Annotated in this window: 18 protein-coding genes and 1 riboswitch; of the genes, 13 read left to right on the forward strand and 5 right to left on the reverse strand. The window is 61.2% G+C overall.

The genetic code is table 11. The annotated features are described in order from the left end of the window. Window positions 1-125 precede the first annotated feature (125 nt). Together A9G06_RS10615 and aphA are read left to right on the forward strand one after the other, a co-directional pair. Window positions 126-800 carry an ATP-binding protein gene (locus A9G06_RS10615; RefSeq protein ID WP_069555211.1) on the forward strand — a complete coding sequence of 225 codons (675 nt, stop codon included), beginning with the start codon at window positions 126-128 and terminating at the stop codon, window positions 798-800. A gap of 106 nt (window positions 801-906) precedes the next feature. Continuing rightward, the gene (aphA, locus tag A9G06_RS10620; protein ID WP_069555212.1) at window positions 907-1,626 is read left to right on the forward strand and encodes an acid phosphatase AphA; all 720 of its coding nucleotides are present in this window, start codon (window positions 907-909) and stop codon (window positions 1,624-1,626) included. A gap of 71 nt (window positions 1,627-1,697) precedes the next feature. Here aphA and A9G06_RS10625 read toward each other — a convergent pair whose 3' ends face one another. Then, the gene (locus tag A9G06_RS10625) at window positions 1,698-1,964 is read right to left on the reverse strand and encodes a hypothetical protein (RefSeq protein WP_005348674.1); all 267 of its coding nucleotides are present in this window, start codon (window positions 1,962-1,964) and stop codon (window positions 1,698-1,700) included. Window positions 1,965-2,133: 169 nt separating this feature from the next. Between A9G06_RS10625 and A9G06_RS10630 the strand changes: the two genes are divergently transcribed. Further along, on the forward strand, window positions 2,134-2,955 hold the full coding sequence (locus A9G06_RS10630; protein ID WP_019446506.1) for an HDOD domain-containing protein: 822 nt from the start codon (window positions 2,134-2,136) through the stop codon (window positions 2,953-2,955). Between the two features lie 128 nt (window positions 2,956-3,083). Then, window positions 3,084-3,581, forward strand: a complete 498-nt coding sequence (locus tag A9G06_RS10635) for a GNAT family N-acetyltransferase (RefSeq protein WP_042081371.1) — start codon at window positions 3,084-3,086, stop codon at window positions 3,579-3,581. Between the two features lie 153 nt (window positions 3,582-3,734). On the opposite strand, the gene A9G06_RS21940 is transcribed toward A9G06_RS10635, so the two are convergent. Together A9G06_RS21940 and A9G06_RS10640 are read right to left on the reverse strand one after the other, a co-directional pair. Further along, window positions 3,735-3,911 carry a hypothetical protein gene (locus tag A9G06_RS21940; protein ID WP_005340085.1) on the reverse strand — a complete coding sequence of 59 codons (177 nt, stop codon included), beginning with the start codon at window positions 3,909-3,911 and terminating at the stop codon, window positions 3,735-3,737. A gap of 506 nt (window positions 3,912-4,417) precedes the next feature. After that, the gene (locus A9G06_RS10640) at window positions 4,418-5,695 is read right to left on the reverse strand and encodes a sodium:proton antiporter (protein ID WP_021231596.1); all 1,278 of its coding nucleotides are present in this window, start codon (window positions 5,693-5,695) and stop codon (window positions 4,418-4,420) included. A gap of 216 nt (window positions 5,696-5,911) precedes the next feature. Here A9G06_RS10640 and metH point away from each other — a divergent pair, with 216 nt between their 5' ends. Both metH and rimK read left to right on the forward strand, forming a co-directional pair. Further along, window positions 5,912-9,607 (forward strand): methionine synthase, encoded by a 3,696-nt coding sequence (metH, locus tag A9G06_RS10645; protein ID WP_069555213.1) that lies wholly within the window; start codon window positions 5,912-5,914, stop codon window positions 9,605-9,607. Window positions 9,608-9,838: 231 nt separating this feature from the next. Continuing rightward, window positions 9,839-10,735 carry a 30S ribosomal protein S6--L-glutamate ligase gene (gene rimK / locus A9G06_RS10650; protein WP_069555214.1) on the forward strand — a complete coding sequence of 299 codons (897 nt, stop codon included), beginning with the start codon at window positions 9,839-9,841 and terminating at the stop codon, window positions 10,733-10,735. Between the two features lie 95 nt (window positions 10,736-10,830). Here the strand turns inward: rimK and A9G06_RS10655 are convergent, their stop codons facing one another. Continuing rightward, a complete protein-coding gene (locus A9G06_RS10655; protein WP_043822633.1) occupies window positions 10,831-12,075 on the reverse strand; it encodes a HAMP domain-containing sensor histidine kinase in 1,245 nt (414 codons plus the stop codon). Next, window positions 12,072-12,740 carry a response regulator transcription factor gene (locus tag A9G06_RS10660; protein WP_069555215.1) on the reverse strand — a complete coding sequence of 223 codons (669 nt, stop codon included), beginning with the start codon at window positions 12,738-12,740 and terminating at the stop codon, window positions 12,072-12,074. Before A9G06_RS10660 ends, A9G06_RS10655 begins: the two co-directional genes overlap by 4 nt. 88 nt (window positions 12,741-12,828) lie before the next feature. On the opposite strand from A9G06_RS10660, the gene A9G06_RS10665 reads away from it, so the two are divergent. The 7 genes from A9G06_RS10665 to thiS all read left to right on the forward strand — a co-directional run bounded on the left by A9G06_RS10665 (window position 12,829) and on the right by thiS (window position 20,809). Continuing rightward, a complete protein-coding gene (locus A9G06_RS10665) occupies window positions 12,829-13,251 on the forward strand; it encodes a hypothetical protein (protein ID WP_005340092.1) in 423 nt (140 codons plus the stop codon). A gap of 86 nt (window positions 13,252-13,337) precedes the next feature. Then, on the forward strand, window positions 13,338-13,823 hold the full coding sequence (locus A9G06_RS10670) for a hypothetical protein (protein ID WP_069555216.1): 486 nt from the start codon (window positions 13,338-13,340) through the stop codon (window positions 13,821-13,823). Between the two features lie 260 nt (window positions 13,824-14,083). Continuing rightward, the gene (gene aerA / locus A9G06_RS10675; RefSeq protein WP_171903389.1) at window positions 14,084-15,547 is read left to right on the forward strand and encodes an aerolysin AerA; all 1,464 of its coding nucleotides are present in this window, start codon (window positions 14,084-14,086) and stop codon (window positions 15,545-15,547) included. Between the two features lie 271 nt (window positions 15,548-15,818). Then, window positions 15,819-15,931, forward strand: a riboswitch (TPP riboswitch). A gap of 280 nt (window positions 15,932-16,211) precedes the next feature. Next, window positions 16,212-18,218, forward strand: coding sequence for a phosphomethylpyrimidine synthase ThiC (gene thiC / locus A9G06_RS10680; RefSeq protein ID WP_069555218.1), 2,007 nt, complete (start codon window positions 16,212-16,214; stop codon window positions 18,216-18,218). After that, the gene (gene thiE / locus A9G06_RS10685) at window positions 18,215-19,822 is read left to right on the forward strand and encodes a thiamine phosphate synthase (RefSeq protein WP_069555219.1); all 1,608 of its coding nucleotides are present in this window, start codon (window positions 18,215-18,217) and stop codon (window positions 19,820-19,822) included. The genes thiC and thiE overlap by 4 nt, the downstream gene beginning before the upstream one ends. Beyond that, window positions 19,812-20,606, forward strand: a complete 795-nt coding sequence (locus tag A9G06_RS10690; protein ID WP_069555220.1) for a HesA/MoeB/ThiF family protein — start codon at window positions 19,812-19,814, stop codon at window positions 20,604-20,606. Before thiE ends, A9G06_RS10690 begins: the two co-directional genes overlap by 11 nt. After that, complete coding sequence (gene thiS, locus A9G06_RS10695; protein ID WP_069555221.1) at window positions 20,603-20,809, forward strand: sulfur carrier protein ThiS; 207 nt, start codon at window positions 20,603-20,605, stop codon at window positions 20,807-20,809. The genes A9G06_RS10690 and thiS overlap by 4 nt, the downstream gene beginning before the upstream one ends.

Raw genomic sequence — 20,809 nt, forward strand, 5'->3', positions numbered from 1 at the left:
CGTGCAAGGGGCATATACAGGTGATCGAGAGTATGCTGCCTGCCTCTTGTGTGTAAATCGCGCAATTCGCAACACTGTCTTGCATCTTTTTGGGGCAATCCGAGTGCCCCGCTGGCGGAGGAATGATGGAAAAGAAACGGGTACTGCTCTCCTGGAGCAGCGGCAAGGATTGCGCATGGGCACTGCATCAGTTGCGGCAAGATCCCGCCATCGAGGTGGTGGGGCTGTTTACCACCCTCAATCAGGCATTCGAGCGGGTGGCGATGCACGGGGTGCGCAAGCAGCTGTTGACCGAGCAGGCCGCCTGCGTCGGGCTGCCCCTCATCACCATCGATCTGCCCTGGCCCTGCAGCAACGAGGATTACGCCCGCATCATGACCGGCTTTATCGCTGATGTGGTGGCACAGGGGATCCGCCATATGGCCTTTGGCGACTTGTTCCTCGAGGATGTGCGCGCCTACCGGGAGAAACAGTTGGCCGGTACTGGCATCGAGCCGCTCTTCCCGCTCTGGGGCAGCAACACCAGGGAGCTGGCGCAGCAGATGATGACGGTGGGGTTGAAGGCGAAGATCAGCACCCTGGATCCGAAAAAGCTGGATGGTGCGCTGGGGGGCCATGAGTTTGACGAGGCACTGCTGGCGGCGCTGCCGGAGGGGGTCGATCCGTGCGGCGAGAACGGCGAGTTTCACACCCTGGCCTATGATGGCCCCATGTTCTCCCGTCCGCTCGGCATTCGGGTCGGCGAGACAGTGGTGCGCGACGGCTTTGTCTTTACCGATCTGCTGCCAATCAAGGATTAATTATCGGGCGTCAAATGCTCCCTTTTGCAGGAGCATTCACAGATTTGATAGGCGGGATGGGGGCACTATTGGCCCCCTCTTTTGATTCAAGATGACAACCTGCCTTATGAAACATTTCTCTCGTCCGGCGCTGCTTGCCTCCTTGCTGGCTGCCGCTCTAGCTCTGCCTGTTGTGGCGGGTCAAGCCGCTACCGTTCAGCCTATCCCTGCCGGTGTCACTACCGTCACTCTGGCCCAGCAGGCGCCAATCCACTGGGTATCGGTGGAGCAGATTGCCAAGAGTCTGGATGGCCAGCCCCCAATGGCGGTCGGGTTTGATATCGACGATACCCTGCTCTTCTCCAGCCCGGGTTTTTATCGCGGCAAACAGGAGTTCTCGCCCAACGACGAGAGCTATCTGAAGAACCCCGCCTTCTGGGAGAAGATGAATAACGGCTGGGATGCGTTCAGCATGCCGAAAGAGGTGGGCAAGGCGCTCATCGCCATGCATCTCAAGCGCGGTGACCACATCTATTTTGTCACCGGCCGCTCGGCCACCAAGACCGAAACTGTGAGCCAGACCTTGCAGCAGACCATGAATATTCCGGCCGACAAGCTCAATCCGGTGATCTTCGCCGGTGATCAGCCGGGTCAGAACACCAAGGTGCAGTGGCTCAAGGATAAGCAGATGAAGCTCTTCTACGGCGACGCCGATGGGGATATCAAGGCGGCGCAGGAGGTCGGCATTCGCGGCATTCGTCTGCTGCGGGCCGCCAACTCCAGCTATCGGCCACTGCCGTTGGCAGGGGCGCTGGGGGAAGAGGTGATCATCAACTCCCAGTTCTGATCCGGAGCGGATCTATGCAAAAGGGCGGGGCCATTGGCACCCGCCCTTTTGCATCCGTTATCCAGATCGGGTCAGTCGTCTGCCCACGGCATCTCGGGCAGGCTGTCGAGGAACTCGCCATAGCGGGTCAGATTGAAGGGGCCCTGATCAGCTTCCATTGCCATCAGCTCGGCCCCGAGGGCGCAGGCGATATATTGCAGTGCCTCTTCCCGCGGGGTGCCCTTCATCACCAGCCGCATCAGGGTCGCCTTCACATGGGGCGGGTGACCGTCGTTGAGCTGGTTCTCCACCATCTCCAGCAGCGCGTCTTCGTCAAAAAATTCCTGAGTGTCGTTCATGGGATATCCGCAACAGTGAATGTGGCGGCCAGTATAGCCTGAATGTGACTAACACCTTGAATGGCCAGCGAATAAACAATCCGATGGGGAGGTCATTTGTTACCCATAATTAGGAGGAGTTTGCCAAGGCAAACAGGTTGGAACACAGATAACATGGATGGACACGCCTATGCCCACGATAGATTCCCTGCTGGCCGAGCCCAAGCTACTGCCCCAGATCCCGGAAGTGATGCGCGATTTGATCCAGACCTTCAATGAAAAGGATCCGGATCTGCTGAAGATCAGCAAGTTGATCAACAAGGACCCTGTCATCTCCGCCAAGTTGCTGCGGCTGGCCAACTCGGCCAAATTCGGCAGCAGTCGTCAGATCGGCACCGTCAATGAAGCCGCGGTGCGGCTGGGGTTGGCGATGGTGCGCAACATGGTGCTGGCCTGCGGGCTCACCGAATCGGTCACTGCGGTGCCCGGCATTGACCTCAAACATTTCTGGGGCTGCGTCTTCAACGTGGCGGAGCTGGCGCGTCGTCTGGCGGTGAAGAAGGGGATGAAGGGGGATGAGGTTTTTACCTGCGCCCTGCTCTACGATCTCGGCCGACTGGTGATGCATGTGGGCCTGCCGGAAAACACAGTTCACCACATTCACGATCTGGAGTTGCACAAGGGGCGGGCCAAGGCGGAAGAGCTGGTGGTTGGCTTCAACTATGCCCAGGTCGGTGCCGCCATGGCGCGATACTGGAAGTTCCCCGAGACCATCAGCAACGCGGTGGAGTATCACTACAACCCCATGCTGGCCAAGGAGTTCTCTCCCGAGGCCGGGTTGATCCATCTGGCGATCGTGCTGGCAGCGCAATCCGATGTGGGGGAAGAGGCGCCGCCCGAGTGGCCCCACAAGGTGGCAGATGCGCTGGGGCTGAGCTGGGCCGATTGCGCCGCCCAGTTCACTGCACTGCGCGAGCAGGGAAATGGCTATGCCGGATTGCTGGCTGCCTGAGCCCGTTTATCCCATCTCATCAGGGGCCAACGCGGCCCCTTTTTCATGGCCGATGGAGCCACAGGCTTGCCAGCTCGGGAGTGACGGGGCACTCTTTGCCCTTCACTTGCCGTTTGAGAGCCCTTGCCATGATTGCCTCCTCCCGCCTGATCCTGCGCGAAATGATCGCCACCGATGCCCCCTTCATCCTTGAGCTGCTCAATGACGGCGACTTTTATCGCTACATCGGCGATCGGGGCATTCGCACCCTGGAGCAGGCGCAGGAGTATATCCAGCAGGGGCCGGCGGTCAGCTATGCCCGCTATGGTCACGGACTCTATCTGGTGGAGCGCAAAGAGGACGGTGTCAGCCTCGGTATCTGCGGTTTGATCAAGCGCGATACCCTGGAGCAGGTCGATATCGGTTATGCCTTCCTGCCGCAATATCGCGGTCAGGGCTACGCCATTGAAGCGGCGCAGGCCGCCCTTGCCGATGGCAAAAGCCGGCTGGGGATCGGGCAGGTGGTCGCCATCGTCACCCCGGGTAACGAGCGATCCATCGGCCTGCTGGCCAAGCTGGGGCTGGTGCGCAGTCGACTGGTCAAATTGAGCGAAGATGCCGATGAGTGCCTGCTGCTGGAGCAGTGATCAAGGTCAGAGAGCGGGGAAGCGAATGGCGAGGTGGCTGTCAGGCTGAGTGACAAGCAAGAGGCCGGGTCTGGCTAAAGGCGTGAGAGAAGCAAAGAGGCCGCCGTGAGTTGCGGCCTGTCTGCATCGGGCGCTGCCGGAGGGCAGGCAGGATCAGTTGAGGTCTTCGATGGAGAACTCGCCAGCGATACCATCACAGGAGATGGCGAAACCGCCGCTGAAGCGGGTGCTGAACTGGATCAGGAACGCATCATTGTCGTGCTCTTGCACAGGCAGGTTGATGGGTTTGCTGCGACGCAGGGGCTTGTGTGTTTGTACTGCTTTCATCATGGTATTTCTCTATATAAATTAGGTGTTTGCTCCTTGTATTGGCAAATGTCAGGTCAATGGGCGCGGTCGATTGGGTGAACGACAAGCGCGCAGGAATACCCAGCCCGGTTAAGGGGCGTCTGCACTTTCAAGGAATATGCTGATGCATAAATCAAATTGGGTGGGCAGATCGGGTCTGCACCGTGAGAGCCGGGCAACGCAGGCAGACAGCCTGACGGTTCTCAAGGCGAGTAAATCAGAAGAAGGTTATGCGGGTACTGGCAGGATTCATCGTGAGGTGAAGCATTGCAGGATAAACATAAACAGGGCTGATTAACTAGCCGGCGCGCATTCTCTCCTCGAAATGAATAAAAAGCAAACAATAATTTCTCGATGTTGAAGTCAGTACGCTTTTCCGCTGTGTAATCAAGGGGCTATCAGCAGCAAATATTCGCAACTATTCGCCATAAAAAGAGGGCTCCCGACGGGAGCCCTCTCTCATTCTGCAAGCAGCACAGCGGGCCGACTCAGTAGTCGCCACAGGCCTTCTTGGCGGCCGTGATCATCGGGGTGATGGTCATGCCTTGCACCACGATGGAGAACATCACCACCGAGTAGGTCATCACCAGGATGACCTGACGCAGGTCGACGCCATGTTCCGGGATCATCATGACGCCGGAGGGGAGTGCCAGTGCCATCGCCATGGCCAGGCCACCGCGCAGGCCACCCCAGGTGAGGATCCGCACCGAGAAGGTGTTGTAATTGCGGAATCGGCGGAAAGCCACATAGGGCAGCGACACGCTGATAAAGCGGGCACCCAGGCAGAGCGGCACCGCAATGACCAGCAGGATCCAGTCACGCCAGGCGAGATCCAGCAGTACCAGCGCCAGACCGATCAGCAGGAACAGCAGGGCGTTGAGGAACTGATCCATCAACTCCCAGAAGTGATCCAGGTGATGGCTGCTCTGCTCGGAGAAGCCGGAGTGACGGGTCCAGTTGCCGATCATGATGCCGGTGACCACCATGGCCAGTGCGCCGGAGACGCCGATCATGTTGGCAAAAGCAAAGCCGGCGGTCGGGATGCAGAGGGTCAGTAGCAGCTCCAATGAACCGTCATCGGTGGCGCTGATCATCACGTGGGCGATGAGGCCCAGCACGGCACCGAACAGGATGCCGCCGAGGGCTTCGTGCAGGAACAGACCGGCCACGCTACCGAAGGTGGGCTCGACACCGCCAAAGGCGACGGCAAACACGGTAGCGAAGATGACGAGGCCAACACCGTCGTTGAACAGGGATTCCCCTTCGATCTGGATGGCGATCTGGGGTGGCGCTTTCATCTTCTTGACGATGGCCAGTACGGCAATCGGGTCAGTGGGGGAGATCAGCGCGCCGAACAGCATGCAGTAGACCAGCGGCAACTCCCAGCCCAGCAGCTTGGCGATAAACCAGAAGCCGTAGCCGATGAGGAAGGTGGAGAGCAGGGTGGCAATGATGGCCAGAATGGTGATCTCCCACTTCTGGCTACGCAGCGCCTTTAGGTTGATGCCAAGGCCACCGGCGAACAGCAGGAAGCCCAGAATCCCCTTCAGCAGGAAGTTCTGGAAGTCGATGCTCTCCATGGTCTTGACGGCAAGAGGTTCCAGGTTGAACCAGCCCAGTTTGCCAAACAGCACCAGCAGTGCGGAGATCAGCATGGAGCCCGCAGTAATGGCGATGGTGGTCTGGATCTTCACAACATACTGGTTGGCAAAGGCGATAAAAATCGCCAACGCTGCCAGAAAACAGAGTGTGTAGTAGACGCTCATAGTTATTTTTTTCTCGTTGGTAGACAGCAAGCACGTATCCCTATGCAGGACGGGCATAGGTTACTCTCGGGCCCTATGTTACTCATTACCCATAAATGAGTATATGGTGGCGCATTTGGACTGATAGACGGCTAGATTTCCATTTTATTTGTTTGCTGTTAGGATGCTGTTTACGCAGTTGCATGGATGTAAGAGGAACACGCGGTGTCGAACGTAATGTCGAGCAGAGAGCCGAGCAAGCAGTCGGACGTAACAAAGAAGCTGGAAGCCTGCCTCAGGGAGCGGATCCTGATCATCGACGGGGCCATGGGCACCATGATCCAGGGCTACAAGCTGGGGGAGGCGGATTATCGGGGTGAGCGGTTTGCCGACTGGCATACCGACATCAAGGGCAACAACGATCTGCTGGTGCTGACCCGTCCGGCGGTGATCCGTGAGATCCACGAGCAGTATTGCGCTGCCGGGGCCGACATTCTCGAGACCAACACCTTCAACGCCACTCGCATCGCCATGGCCGATTACGAGATGGAAGAATTCTCGGCCGAGATCAACCGGGAAGCCGCCCGTCTGGCCCGCGCCGTGGCAGACGAGTGGACGGCAAAAGATCCCGCCAAGCCGCGTTTCGTGGCAGGGGTATTGGGCCCCACCAACCGCACCGCCTCCATCTCGCCGGATGTGAACGATCCCGGCAAGCGCAACGTCACCTATGACCAGCTGGTGGCCGCCTACACCGAATCGACCCACGCCCTGATCGAGGGCGGCGCCGACATCATCCTGATCGAAACCATCTTCGATACCCTCAACGCCAAGGCCGCGGCTTTCGCGGTGGAAGGGGTGTTCGAGGCGCTGGGTTACAGCCTGCCGGTGATGATCTCCGGCACCATTACCGACGCCTCCGGTCGTACCCTCTCCGGCCAGACCACCGAAGCCTTCTACCACTCGCTGCGCCACGTCAAACCGGTATCGTTCGGCCTCAACTGTGCGTTGGGGCCGGACGAGCTTCGCCAGTATGTGGAGGAGTTGTCTCGCATCAGCGAGACCCATGTCAGTGCCCACCCCAACGCCGGTCTGCCCAATGCGTTCGGCGAGTACGACCTCGATGCGGGTGAGATGGCAGAGCATATCCGCGAGTGGGCCCAAAGCGGCTTCCTCAACATGGTCGGTGGCTGCTGTGGCACCACCCCGACCCATATTCGCGCCATGGCCGACGCCGTGGCGGGCATCAAGCCGCGCGTGCTGCCCGAGCTGCCTGTGGCCTGTCGTCTGTCGGGCCTCGAGCCGCTGATCATTACCCCTGAATCCATGTTCGTGAACGTGGGGGAGCGCACCAACGTCACCGGTTCGGCCAAGTTCAAGCGGCTGATCAAGGAGGGGCTTTACGACGAGGCGCTCGATGTTGCCAAGCAGCAGGTAGAGAACGGCGCCCAGATCATCGACATCAACATGGATGAGGGGATGCTGGACGCCGAAGCGGCCATGGTGCGCTTCCTGAACCTTATCGCTGGTGAGCCGGACATCGCCCGGGTGCCGGTGATGATCGACTCCTCCAAGTGGGAGGTGCTGGAGGCGGGCCTCAAGTGCGTGCAGGGCAAGCCGGTGGTCAACTCCATCTCCATGAAAGAGGGGGAGGAGAAGTTCATCCAGCAGGCCAGATTGCTGCGCCGCTACGGCGCCGCCGTCATCGTGATGGCGTTCGATGAAGCGGGTCAGGCCGACACCCGCGCCCGCAAGTTCGAGATCTGCCAGCGCGCCTACCGGATCCTGGTGGATCAGGTCGGTTTCCCGCCGGAAGACATCATCTTCGATCCCAACATCTTCGCGGTAGCGACCGGCATCGACGAGCACAACAACTACGCGGTGGACTTCATCGAGGCGGTGAAGGACATCAAAACGCACCTGCCTCACGCCATGATCTCCGGCGGCGTCTCCAACGTCTCGTTTTCGTTTCGCGGCAACGAGCCGGTGCGCGAAGCCATTCACGCCGTCTTCCTCTACCACGCCATCAAGAACGGCATGGACATGGGGATCGTCAACGCCGGTCAGCTCGCCATCTATGAAGACATTCCGGCCGAGCTGAAAGAGAAGGTCGAGGCGGTGGTGCTCAACCTCAATGACAACGCCACCGAGGAGTTGCTGGCCATCGCCGAGAAGTATCGCGGTGCCGGAGCCCAGGCTGAGGATCCGCGGGATCAGGAGTGGCGCAGCTGGCCTGTGGGCAAGCGGCTGGAGCACGCACTGGTCAAGGGGATCACCGACTTTATCGAAGAGGATACCGAAGAGGCGCGCGCTGGCGCGGAGAAGCCGCTGCACGTCATCGAAGGGCCGCTGATGGATGGCATGAACGTGGTCGGCGACCTGTTCGGCGCGGGCAAGATGTTCCTGCCGCAGGTGGTGAAATCGGCCCGGGTGATGAAGCGGGCGGTGGCCTATCTGCAGCCCTATATCGAGGCGGAAAAATCGGGCGGCTCCAGCAACGGCAAAATCGTGCTGGCGACCGTGAAAGGGGACGTGCACGACATCGGCAAGAACATCGTCGGGGTGGTGCTGCAGTGCAACAACTTCGAGATTGTTGACCTCGGAGTCATGGTCTCCTGCGAGACCATTCTCAAGACGGCGCGGGAGGTCGGCGCCGATATCATCGGGTTGTCGGGTCTCATCACCCCGTCACTGGACGAGATGGTGCACGTGGCCAAAGAGATGGAGCGTCAGGGCTTCAAGCTGCCGTTGCTGATCGGCGGCGCTACCACCTCCAAGGCGCACACTGCGGTGAAGATCGAGCAGAACTACTCGGAGCCTGTAGTCTATGTCTCCAACGCCTCCCGCGCGGTAGGGGTGGCCCAGAGCCTGCTCAGCCCGGACCTGAAGGAGGCGTTTGTCGCCCGCATCGACAAGGAGTACGAGATCGCCCGGGATCAGCATGCCCACAAGCAGCCGCGCTCCCGTCCGGTCAGTCTGGCTCATGCCCGCGCCAACCGGCACCAGCTGGACTGGGTTGGCTACCAGCCGCCGAAGCCCCGCGAGCTCGGGGTGCAGAAGTTCGAAGATGTGGCCATTTCGGTGCTGCGCCCCTACATCGACTGGACGCCGTTCTTCCTCAGCTGGGAGCTGGCGGGCAAGTATCCGCGCATCCTCGAGGACGAGATCATTGGCGAGGAGGCAACCAAACTGTTTGCCGACGCCAACGTCATGCTCGACCAGCTGGAAAAGGATCAGAGCGTGCGCTGCGCCGGTATTATCGGCCTGTTCCCGGCCAATGCGGTGGGAGACAGCATCGAGGTCTACAGCGACGAGTCCCGCACCGAGGTCATCAAGGTGCTGCACCACCTGCGCCAGCAGAGCGAGAAGCAGGGCTTCCCCAACAACTGTCTGGCGGACTATGTGGCGCCGAAAGAGAGCGGCAAGCCTGACTGGATCGGCGCCTTTGCGGTGACCGGTGGTATCGGTGAGGAGGCCATCGCCAAGGCTTACAAGGCGGATCACGATGACTACAACGCCATCCTCATTCAGGCGGTGTGCGACCGTCTGGCCGAAGCGTTTGCCGAGTACCTGCACGAGCAGGTGCGCAAGGTGCATTGGGGTTATGCCCCTGATGAAGCCCTCAGCAACGAGGAGCTTATTCGCGAGAACTATCAGGGCATCCGCCCGGCGCCCGGTTATCCGGCCTGTCCGGAGCACACCGAGAAGGGGAGCATCTGGGAGCTGCTGGATGTCGAGCAGGCCATCGGCATGCAGCTCACCGAGTCCTACGCCATGTGGCCGGGGGCGGCGGTGTCGGGCTGGTACTTCTCCCATCCCGAGAGCAAATACTTTGCGGTGGCGCAGATCCAGCACGATCAGGTGGAAGATTACGCCGTTCGCAAGGGGATGACGCTGGCAGAGGCCGAACGCTGGTTGGGGCCAAACCTGAACTGACTCCCGTGTGACACCGGTTGATCTTTAACGAGAAACGGCGGCATCCTTGCACGGGTTGAACAACCTGCGCAGAGCCGCCGTTTAACCTGTTGGTCATAGTGACAGGTTAGAGTGCTGTTTGGTGTGGTTTGTCTTGTTGTCAGGATAAACAATTGGCGTTGTCTTGGCGCTGTGGCACCTTATACTCTCCCGCCCCATCCTGCCCAGGCACAGCCTTCTAGCGGAATTGTCATGAATATCGCCATTTTATCCCGTGAGCCGAAAAACTACTCCACCCGCCGTCTGGTCGAGGTGGCACAGGCGCGCGGTCATCAGGTAGAGGTGCTCGACACCCTGCGCTGCTATATGAATATCGCGTCCCACAACCCCTCCATTCACTACGAGGGTGGGGAGCTGGGAAGTTATGACGCCGTGATCCCGCGGATCGGGGCCAGCATTACCGCTTACGGTACCGCCGTGCTGCGCCAGTTCGAGATGATGAACACCATGGCCCTCAACAGCTCGGTGGCCATCAGCCGCTCCCGCGACAAGCTGCGGGCGATGCAACTGCTCTCCCGCCACGGCATCGGCCTGCCCATCACCGGCTATGCCCACAGCACCCACGACGTGCCCGACCTCATCACCATGGTGGGCGGGGCGCCGTTGGTGGTGAAGCTGCTGGAGGGAACCCAAGGGATTGGCGTGGTGCTCTGCGAGACTCAGAAAGCCGCCGAGAGCGTGATCGAGGCCTTTATCCAGACCAACAACAACATTCTGGTGCAGGAGTATATCCGCGAGGCCAATGGCGCCGATATCCGCTGTCTGGTGGTCAACGGCAAGGTGGTTGCCGCCATGCGCCGCCAAGCCCAGCCGGGGGAGTTTCGCTCCAACCTGCACCGTGGCGGCACCGCCGAGGCGATCAAGATCACCCCGGAAGAGCGCGCCACCGCGGTGCAGGCCGCCAAGATCATGGGACTGGATGTGGCGGGGGTGGATATCCTGCGCAGCGCCCGTGGCCCGCTGGTGCTGGAGGTCAACTCTTCCCCCGGCCTGCAAGGGGTGGAAGCCGCCTCGGGCAAGGATGTGGCCGGCAAGATCATCGAGTTCCTCGAACTCAAGGCGAGCCGCAAGAACAAACCGGCGGAGTGAGCCGCGGGCTTGCATCCGTCAGATAGAAACAGGGCGCCCTCGGGCGCCTTGTTGCTATCTGGCTGGTGGGTTGGCGGTGCCACTGCGCCCTCACCCTAACCCTCTCCCAAAGGGAGAGGGAACTGTTCGGCAGTGATCATTGCCAGCCTTGCGCTGAATACGCCATCCTCGAGCCGGGTGTCGATCTGCCAGCCCAGCTTCTCGCAGATGCGCTGAATGATGGTGAGGCCACAGCCGTAGCCGAGGATCTGATCCGGCGCCGCCGCCGTCGGGTTGCTGATGGTGAGCACCGGGCCACACAGCTCGATGTCGATATGTCCCTCGGCATAGCTCAGGGCATTTTTCAGCAGGTTGCCGAGGGCGATGGCGAGCAGGGAGAGGGGGGCGTTTACTTCGCTGCTCTCGTCCAGATTAAGCCGGATATCAAGTGCTTCCCGCTGCAACAGCGGAGCGAGGCGGGCCAGCTCCTGACGGATCAGCGGGGTCACCTGTTGCAGTGGCCGCTCCACCGCCTCCTTGCGGCCCAGCAGCAGGAAGGTCTCGGTGAGCAGCGCCATCTCGTCGGCGGCGGCGCGGATGCGGGTGGTGGCGCGGGCGGCCGGTGCGGGCAGATCCGTTACCTTGCCGAGCAGGGCCGCCGAGCCCTGAATCACCATGTTGGGGGTGCGCAGCTCGTGGCTGGCGAAGCGACTGAACTCCTGCTCGCGGGCGAACACGGCGCTCACCTCCTGCTTGCCGGCCAGCAGCGCCAGCTCGATATCCCTGAGCTCCTGCCAGGGGGCGTCGGGCTCGAAATCCGCCTGATCCGGGGTGAGGTGGGCGACCCTCTGTTGCAGCCGTTGCAGCGGCCCCGTGATATGGCGCACCAGCCAGATGCCGAAGCCGAGGCAGCCCAGCAGCAGGGTCACCCCGATCAGCCGGGTCGCCAGATGCAGCTTGTCCTCGTAGGGGTCGAGGTAGTCGTCTGCGTCGTCGTTGAAGACCAGATAGAGCAGTCCCTCGCCGGAGGGGTGACGGGCCACCAGAAAGTGTTTGTCCTCCTTGCCCAGCTGGTGCTCGAAAAAGCCGGGGGTCTGGTAGGGCTTCAGCCATTTCGGCAAGCGGCCCGCCTCGGTCCAGTAGCTGGAGAACTGTCTGGGGCTCGGGGCAGCGGCAGCCGGGCCGAGTCGTAGCCAGTCATCGCTGTAGCGAGTCACTTCCGCCTCCAGCCAGTGGCGCAGGCTCAGCTCCTCCATCTTGTCCTCGGCCACCAGCATCAAGCCGGAGAGCAGGATCAGCAGCACCACCCCGGCGCCGCCGAGCGCCATGATCAGGCGGCGGCGCAGGCTCGGCAGGCTCATGCGCTCACCAGTCGATAGCCCTGACCGTGCAGGGTCTCCAGCATGGGAGTGGGGAAGGGTTTGTCCAGCGCGTTGCGCAGGGCGTAGATATGGCTGCGCAGGGCATCGGAGTCGGGCTCCTCATCCCCCCAGACGGTGTCGAGCACCTCCTGACGGCTGACGATGGCGGGGGCGCGGCGGGCCAGCAGCGCGAGGATTTGGAACGGGATCTTGCCGAGCTTGAGGGGCTCACCGGCGCGGGTGGCGCGGCCGCTGGCGACATCGACCGTCAGATCGCCAACGCTGATGGCCCCCACATCGCCGCGCGGGCCACGCAGACTGAGGGCTTGCAGCCGTACCTCCAGCTCCTCCATGGCGAACGGCTTGACCAGATAGTCATCCCCTCCCGCCTTGAAGCCTGCCAGCTTGTCTTCCAGGCTGTCGCGGGCGGTGAGAAACAGCACGGGAGTGGCAATCCCCTGCTCGCGCAGGCGCGCTACCGTGCTGAGGCCATCGAGGCGCGGCATCATCACATCCATGATGATGACGTCGAAACGCTGATCCTCCAGCAGTTGCAGCGCCGCCTGACCGTGATAGGCACAATCGAGGCGGTGACCGGCCAGCTCCAGATAATCCATGATGGTTTCCGCCACCTGAGGATTGTCTTCCACTACCAAAATCTTCATGCTTTGCTCTCCTGGTTGGCGAGCGTTTCACGCTCTTTTCACACCGGATTCGGCATCCTGTCTGCCAGTGTAACCCCGAGGATCCCTGATGAAGAAGTCTCTCTGCGCCCTCCTGCTGTTGATCTTGTTGCCACTTGGCACCGCACAGGCGACCGAATTCAAACTGACCGGCCGCACCACCTGGCAGCTTGGCCAGTTGATGGTCAACGGCATGCCGTTCGTGATCGACGACCAGACCCGCTTCAAGGATTGGCTCAACGAGGATGATCTCGGCGGTACCTGGGTCGAGATGAAGGGGGTGGTGGAGAACGGCGTGCGCTATGTGCGCAAGGTCGAAGCCCTCGACGAAGATGACAAGGACGAAATGGATCTGGAGGGGCCGGTCGAAGGGGGGCGGATCTGGGGCTACACCACCTCGGATAACAGTCTGGCGCCGTTTGAAGGGCGCTGGCTCGAGCTGGAGTGCAAGTTTGACGGCATGCGCCTGAGCCGCTGCCGCGAGGATGACTGATCCGATCTCTGCGTTCCGATTAGAAATGCTCCCGAATGAAGCCCATGCTTGTCCAGCATGGGCTTTTTGTTCAGGGACGAACGAAGATGGAACAATCGAGAAAGTGGTGTGCATGGATGCTGGGAGTGCCGCTCTGGGCGGCGCAGGCGGGAGTCGACGAATTGTGGCTGGTGGAGCTGGAGCACAGCGACGGCATCCGCCTGCAATTTCAGGGGGCCGAGGTGGAGCAGGGCAGTGCCGCCGTCTGGCGGCAGGGGGAGATTTGGCCGCAGCCACTCAAACCCGGCGACCAGCTCGCTCTGCTGGTGGCTAATGGCGTTGCCACCCGGATTGAGCTGCTGGCCGCCAGAGCCCCGCTGGCCAATCAGCCCTGGCAGCGGGCGCAAGATCGCCTGCAATCCTTCGATGACCGGCAGCTCACGCTGGCAACCTTGGGCACAGTGCCACTCAATCCGCAGGTGCGCTGGGTCAACGGTTCGGCCGCCGATCTGCATGCCGGGAGCGAGCTGGTATTGATCCGTTCGGCGGATGGAATATTGCAGGGAATTGAAGTGATCAATTCGGAAGAGTAATTCAGCATCTTCTTATTTAATATAGGTTCACCATATTGTGGCAGCCATTAAATAATGGCTGCCACAATATTTATGATTTATTCCTCAATAAAGTCATCACTCTAATTATTTTCTTATACCACCATTATTTTGTTTGTCATGGATGTTTTTTGGTGGTTTATTTTATTTGTGTCAGGTTTTGTCGGAGTCCATACCTGTCAAATGAAAAAGGATATTTCTACACAATAACAATTATCGTATGTCTGAAAGAGGGATAAATGATGAATAGAATAATTACCGCCAATCTGGCGTTTTTGGCGTCTTCATTGATGCTCGCTCAGGTGCAGGCGGCTGAACCTGTCTACCCTGATCAGGTCAAGTGGGCGGGTCTTGGGACGGGCGTCTGTGCCAGTGGCTACCGTCCACTGACCCGCGATGAAGCCATGAGTATCAAGGGTAATCTGGTCAGCCGCATGGGGCAGTGGCAGATCACCGGGCTGGCGGAACGCTGGGTGATTATGGGGCCGGGATATAATGGCGAAATCAAACAGGGCACTGCCGGAGAAACCTGGTGTTATCCCAACTCACCGGTTTCTGGAGAAATACCAACACTCTCTGACTGGAATATTCCGGCGGGTGATGAGGTCGATGTGCAATGGCGGCTTGTCCATGATAATAATTATTTTATCAAGCCTGTTAGCTATCTCGCCCATTATTTGGGATACGCCTGGGTGGGTGGGAATCATAGCCCCTATGTCGGGGAAGATATGGATGTTACCCGGGTTGGCGATGGCTGGCTGATAAAGGGAAATAATGACGGCGGCTGCTCCGGATATCGTTGCGGGGAGAAGAGCTCCATCAAGGTAAGCAACTTCTCATATACTCTGGAACCCGACTCCTTCAGCCATGGTCAGGTCACCGAGAGCGGCAAGCAGCTGGTCAAGACCATCACGGCCAATGCGACCAACTACACCGACCTGCCCCAGCAGGTGGTGGTGACCCTGAAGTACGACAAGGCCACCAACTGGTCGAAGACCGATACCTACAGCCTGAGCGAGAAGGTGACCACCAAGAACAAGTTTCAATGGCCGCTGGTGGGGGAAACCGAACTGGCCATCGAGATCGCAGCGAGCCAGAGCTGGGCTTCCCAACATGGGGGCTCGACCACCGAGACCGTCTCGGTTGAAGCGCGCCCCACGGTGCCGCCTCACTCCAGCCTGCCGGTGCGGGTTGCCCTCTACAAGTCCAACATCTCCTACCCCTACGAGTTCAAGGCCGAGGTCAATTATGACCTGACCATGAAGGGCTTCCTGCGTTGGGGCGGCAATGCCTGGTATACCCATCCTGAGAATCGTCCGACCTGGGAGCACACCTTTGCCGTCGGCCCGTTCCGCGATAAGGCGAGCAGCATCCGCTACCAGTGGGACAAGCGTTATATCCCGGGTGAAGTGAAGTGGTGGGACTGGAACTGGGCCATCAGCGAGTATGGTTTGTCGACCATGCAGAATAACCTGGGTCGTGTGCTGCGCCCGATCCGTTCGGCGGTGACCGGTGACTTCTATGCCGAGAGCCAGTTTGCCGGTGATATCGAAATCGGTCAGCCCCAGACCCGTTCCGCGAAGGCTGCGCAGTTGCGTAACGCCTCTGCTGAAGGTGTGGCACTGACCGGCGTGGATCTGGATCAGGAGGCCCTTGCCAACGAAGGGTTTGGCAATGTATCCCTGACCATAGTTCCTGTTCAATAACCTCCCTCGCAGGCTCCTTTCATAGGGGCCTGTTTCTGTTCTGCGCAAGACGATGCACTTGTCCTGCGCCCCTCGATTTTCCCTCTTTTTCTCCTCTTCTCCCTGAATGATCACAGTGGGAACTTGTGGCTTGCCAAGGTGATGCCAACGCAGGTTTGACCTGTACTTGGGGTGGCCCCGTGAGCGAGGCATCGTTCACTCATTTGTTAAACGAGGCGTGTTGGCCAGATTGTTAACGGCTTGTGCTTTAGATTTTCCCCCTTATACTGGCGCCATCTTGTCGGAGTGCTGACCGTCGAACGACGCGAAGCTGAGACCGTTAATTCGGGATCCGTGGAACCTGATCAGGTTAAAACCTGCGAAGGGAACAAGGGTAACTTGCGGGTTACCGCGCCGGGGGAGGAACAAGCCTCTGCCGCTCATCGAAGGGATCACCCTTGATGGGTCAGGGCGCACAGGAGGGAGTCTGTCCCGTCCGGTTGTCCAGCACGTGGGGCGCCTTGCCCACAGCATGCAGAGAGCGGGAAGCGGCAGAACAGCGGCGCGGAGATCCATCCCGCGCGCACTCCCTCCCGAGATAAACACCCCGCCGCAAGTTCATCTTCTCCTCGAACTCCAGACAAGCAAATACCCATAACTTCAACCAGTTAATGTGAGTTTTGCTATGTCTACTTCTGTATCTGATACCGCCAAATCCAGCCGCCGCGAGCAGCGCTCCAGCGCCCAAGCTTTTATCGACAGCCTCAAGGGGATGGCTCATCCCAACTCCCGCCGCATCTTTATCGAAGGCTCCCGCGCCGATATCCAGGTACCCCTGCGGGAGATCCAGCTGGCCGACACCTTCGTCGGCGGCACCAAAGAGGATCCCAAATTCGAGCCCAACGAGCCGGTGCCGGTCTACGACACCTCTGGCCGTTACGGGGAGGAGGGGGTTGCCATCGACGTGCGCCGTGGCCTGCCGCGCCTGCGGGAGAACTGGGTGCTGGAGCGCGATGACACCGATGAACTGCCGGGGCTCAGCTCCACCTTCACTCAGGAGCGGCTGGCCGATGAGGGGCTGGATCACCTGCGCTTCGAGCATCTGCCAAAGCCGCGCCGTGCCAAGCCGGGTCGCCGGGTCACCCAGCTCCACTACGCCCGCGCTGGTATCGTCACTCCCGAGATGGAATTTATCGCCATTCGCGAGAACATGGGGCGCGAGCGGGTGCGCTCCGAGCTCCTGCGCACCCAGCATCCGGGTCAGGGCTTTGGCGCCAGACTGCCCCAGAACATCACCCCCGAGTTCGTGCGCGATGAGGTGGCCGCCGGTCGCGCCATCATCCCCAGCAACATCAACCACCCGGAAGCGGAGCCCATGATCATCGGCCGCAACTTCCTGGTGAAGATCAACGCCAACATCGGCAACTCGGCGGTCACTTCCAGCATCGAAGAGGAAGTGGAGAAGCTGGTCTGGTCCACCCGCTGGGGCGCCGACACCGTGATGGATCTCTCCACCGGCCGCTACATCCACGAGACCCGCGAGTGGATCCTGCGCAACAGCCCGGTGCCCATCGGTACCGTGCCCATCTATCAGGCGCTGGAGAAGACCAACGGCATCGCCGAGGATCTCACCTGGGAGCTGTTCCGCGACACCCTGCTGGAGCAGGCCGAGCAGGGGGTGGACTACTTCACCATCCACGCAGGCGTCTTGCTGCGCTTCGTGCCCATGACCGCCAAGCGCCTCACCGGCATCGTTTCGCGCGGTGGCAGCATCATGGCCAAGTGGTGCCTGTCGCACCACAAGGAGAACTTCCTCTACGAGCACTTCCGCGAGATCTGCGAGATCTGCGCCGCCTACGACGTGAGCTTGTCGCTGGGTGACGGTCTGCGTCCGGGCTCCGTCTATGACGCCAACGACGAGGCCCAGTTCGCCGAGCTGCGCACCCTGGGCGAGCTCACCAAAATTGCCTGGGAATACGACGTGCAGGTGATGATCGAGGGGCCTGGTCACGTGCCCATGCACATGATCGAGCGCAACATGACCGAGCAGCTCGAGCACTGCCACGAGGCGCCCTTCTATACCCTGGGCCCGCTCACCACCGACATTGCCCCGGGGTACGATCACTTCACCTCCGGCATCGGCGCCGCGCTCATCGGCTGGTACGGCTGCGCCATGCTCTGCTACGTGACCCCCAAGGAGCATCTGGGGCTGCCCAACAAGGAGGATGTGAAGCAGGGGCTGATTACCTACAAGATCGCCGCTCACGCTGCCGATCTGGCCAAGGGGCACCCGGGCGCTCAGATCCGCGACAACGCCATGTCCAAGGCGCGCTTCGAGTTCCGCTGGGAGGATCAGTTCAATCTGGCGCTGGATCCCGACACCGCTCGCGCCTACCACGACGAGACCCTGCCGCAGGAGTCCGGCAAGGTGGCCCACTTCTGCTCCATGTGCGGGCCCAAGTTCTGCTCCATGAAGATCACCCAGGATGTGCGTGCCTACACCGCTGAACTGAATGCCGCCAAGCTGGAGGCTGTGGAGATCAAGCTGGTCGGTATGGATGGCCAGCAGGAGCAGGTGGTGGCTCAGGTGGAGAGCGGCATGGCCCGCATGGCAGAGACCTTCAAGGAGACCGGTGGCGAGATCTACCATCAGGCGGCGGCGCTGAAACAGGCCGCAGGGGAGGAGGCGTGAGCAGCACAAGCGGGGCTGTCAGCCCCGCCGATCTGCCGCCAGTGACGGACTCCCGCCCAGTTGTCTGGACCATCGCCGGTTCCGACTCCGGTGGCGGTGCCGGCATTCAGGCCGACTTGCACACATTGCACGACCTTGGCGTGCACGGCTGCTCGGTCATTTCCGCCATCACCGCCCAGAACTCGGTGGCGGTGAAGATGGTTGACCCCGTGCTGATGCAGACCTTCACCGCCCAGATCGATGCCCTCGGCGTCGATCTGCCGCCCGCCGCCATCAAGATCGGTCTGCTGCCGACCCGGCTTCACGTCGAGGTGCTGGCCCGTCGACTGGCGGCCATTGAGGCTCCCTTCGTAGTCTACGACCCGGTGGCCATCGCCAGCACCGGCACCCCGATGGCGGAGCCCAATATGCTGGAGGCGGTGCGCGAGCAGCTGTTGCCACGTCTGTCGCTCATCACCCCCAACGGCCCCGAACTGGAAGCCCTGACCGGCTTGCCGGTCAGCAGCCCAGAGCTGGTGCGCCTCGCCGCCCGCCGTCTGCGCGAACTCGGTGCCCGCGCCGTGCTGGTCAAGGGCGGTCATCTGGAGTGGAGCGGCGATCTCTGCCTCGACTACTACCAGGACGAGACCCGCGAGTTCTGGTTGGCGGCGCCGCGCCTCGACACCCGCCACGGCCACGGCACCGGCTGTTGCTACGCCAGCGCCATCGCCGCCGTGGTGGCGCAGGACTATCCGGTGGAGGACGCCATCACCCTGGCGCGGGCCTACCTGCAACAGGGATTGGCGGCGGCGCAGGGAGTGGGGGCAGGCCCCGGCCCCATCGCCCATCTCGGCTGGCCGACCTGTCTTGCCCACTTCCCCCGCGCCGTGTTGGCGGGCTCAACCCTCGATCGCCGCTTCGGACTCTATGAGACAAGCAGCGCCCGCCTGCCGCAGGGCCCCTTCGCGCCGACCGAACACAACCTCGGCCTCTATCCGGTGGTGGATTCGGTCAAGTGGCTGCGCCGCCTGCTGGGGCAGGGGGTCAAAACCATCCAGCTACGGATCAAGAATCTGCCCGCCGCAGAGGTGGCGCCGGCCATTCGTGATGCTGTGGCGCTTGGTCGCCGCCATGGGGCGCGGCTCTTTATCAACGACTACTGGCAGCAGGCCATCGAGGCAGGCGCCTGGGGCGTCCATCTGGGGCAAGAGGATATGGAGACCGCCGATCTCGCCGCCATTCAGGCGGCCGGGCTGCGCCTTGGCATCTCCACCCACGGCTACTTCGAGCTGATGCGAGCCCGCGAGCTGGCCCCCTCCTATATCGCGCTGGGCCATATCTTCCCGACCAACACCAAGGCGATGCCTTCGCGCCCGCAGGGGCTGGTGCGGCTGCACCGCTACCGCGCCCTGATGTGCGACTGGCCGACGGTCGCCATCGGTGGCATCAGTGAGGAGCGGGTGGCGGCGGTCAAGGCAAGCGGGGTCGGCAGCATCGCGCTGGTCTCGGCCATCACGGCCAGCGATGACTGGCAGGGGGCGACCGAACGGCTGCTTGCTGCCGTGGGGGCGGGGGATGAGCCGCGCTCGGCCACTGTTATACGGGAGGCAGAACATGCGCTCTGATGCCGCTTCTCTTAGTGACAAAGAGTATTTGCGATACGGCCGCCAGCTGATGCTGGCGGAAGTGGGTGAAGAAGGGCAGGCACGGCTGAAAGATAAGTCCGTGCTGATCATCGGCCTTGGCGGGCTTGGCTCGCCGCTCGCCCTCTATCTCGCCGGGGCCGGTGTGGGCACCTTGTGGCTGGCCGATGGCGATACGGTGGATTCCAGCAATCTGCCGCGCCAGATCCTGTTCGATAGCGAGGCAGTCAACCACTCCAAGGCGGAGCTGGCCCGCGAGCGCTTGGCCGCCCACAACCCGTTGGTGGAGCTGATTGCCATTAACCAGCGGCTCGATGCCGCCAGCCTGCCGGAGTTTGTGGCCGAGGTGGATCTGGTGATCGACTGCTGCGACAACCTCGCCACCCGCCAGGCCATCAACGCCGCCTGCGTGGCTCAGGGCAAGCCCTGGGTCTGTGCCGCCGCAGTGGGTTGGCAGGGGCAGCTGATGGCGCGAACCAGCAGCGATCACGCCTGCTACGCCTGCCTCTATCCGCTGGATACCAAGGTGAGCCAGCGCTGCGAGACCAGCGGCGTCACCGGCCCGCTGGTCGGGGTGATGGGCTCTTTGCAGGCGCTGGAGGCACTGAAACTGCTGTTAGGGATGCCAAGCCCGGTGGCCGGCACATTGCGCCGTTTCGATGCGTTGGCCCATCAGTGGCAGACCTTCACTCTGGCCCCCGATCCCGATTGCCCGGTTTGCGGACAGCGCCGATGCCCGACACACGATAAGGAGATCACCCCATGACCCTCACCATCCGACTCAACGATAAAGCGCAACCTCTGACGGCAGGGCAGAGCGTGGCCGACCTGCTGGCGGCGCAAGACGTTAATCCACAGGGAGTGGCGGTAGCCCTCAACGGCGCCGTGCTGCCCCGTGGCCGCTGGGCCGAGACCCGTCTCAATGATGGGGATGAACTTCACCTCTTCACCGCTATTGCGGGGGGCTGA

Source organism: Aeromonas sp. DNP9 (assembly GCF_001728955.1).
GTDB lineage: Bacteria > Pseudomonadota > Gammaproteobacteria > Enterobacterales > Aeromonadaceae > Aeromonas > Aeromonas veronii.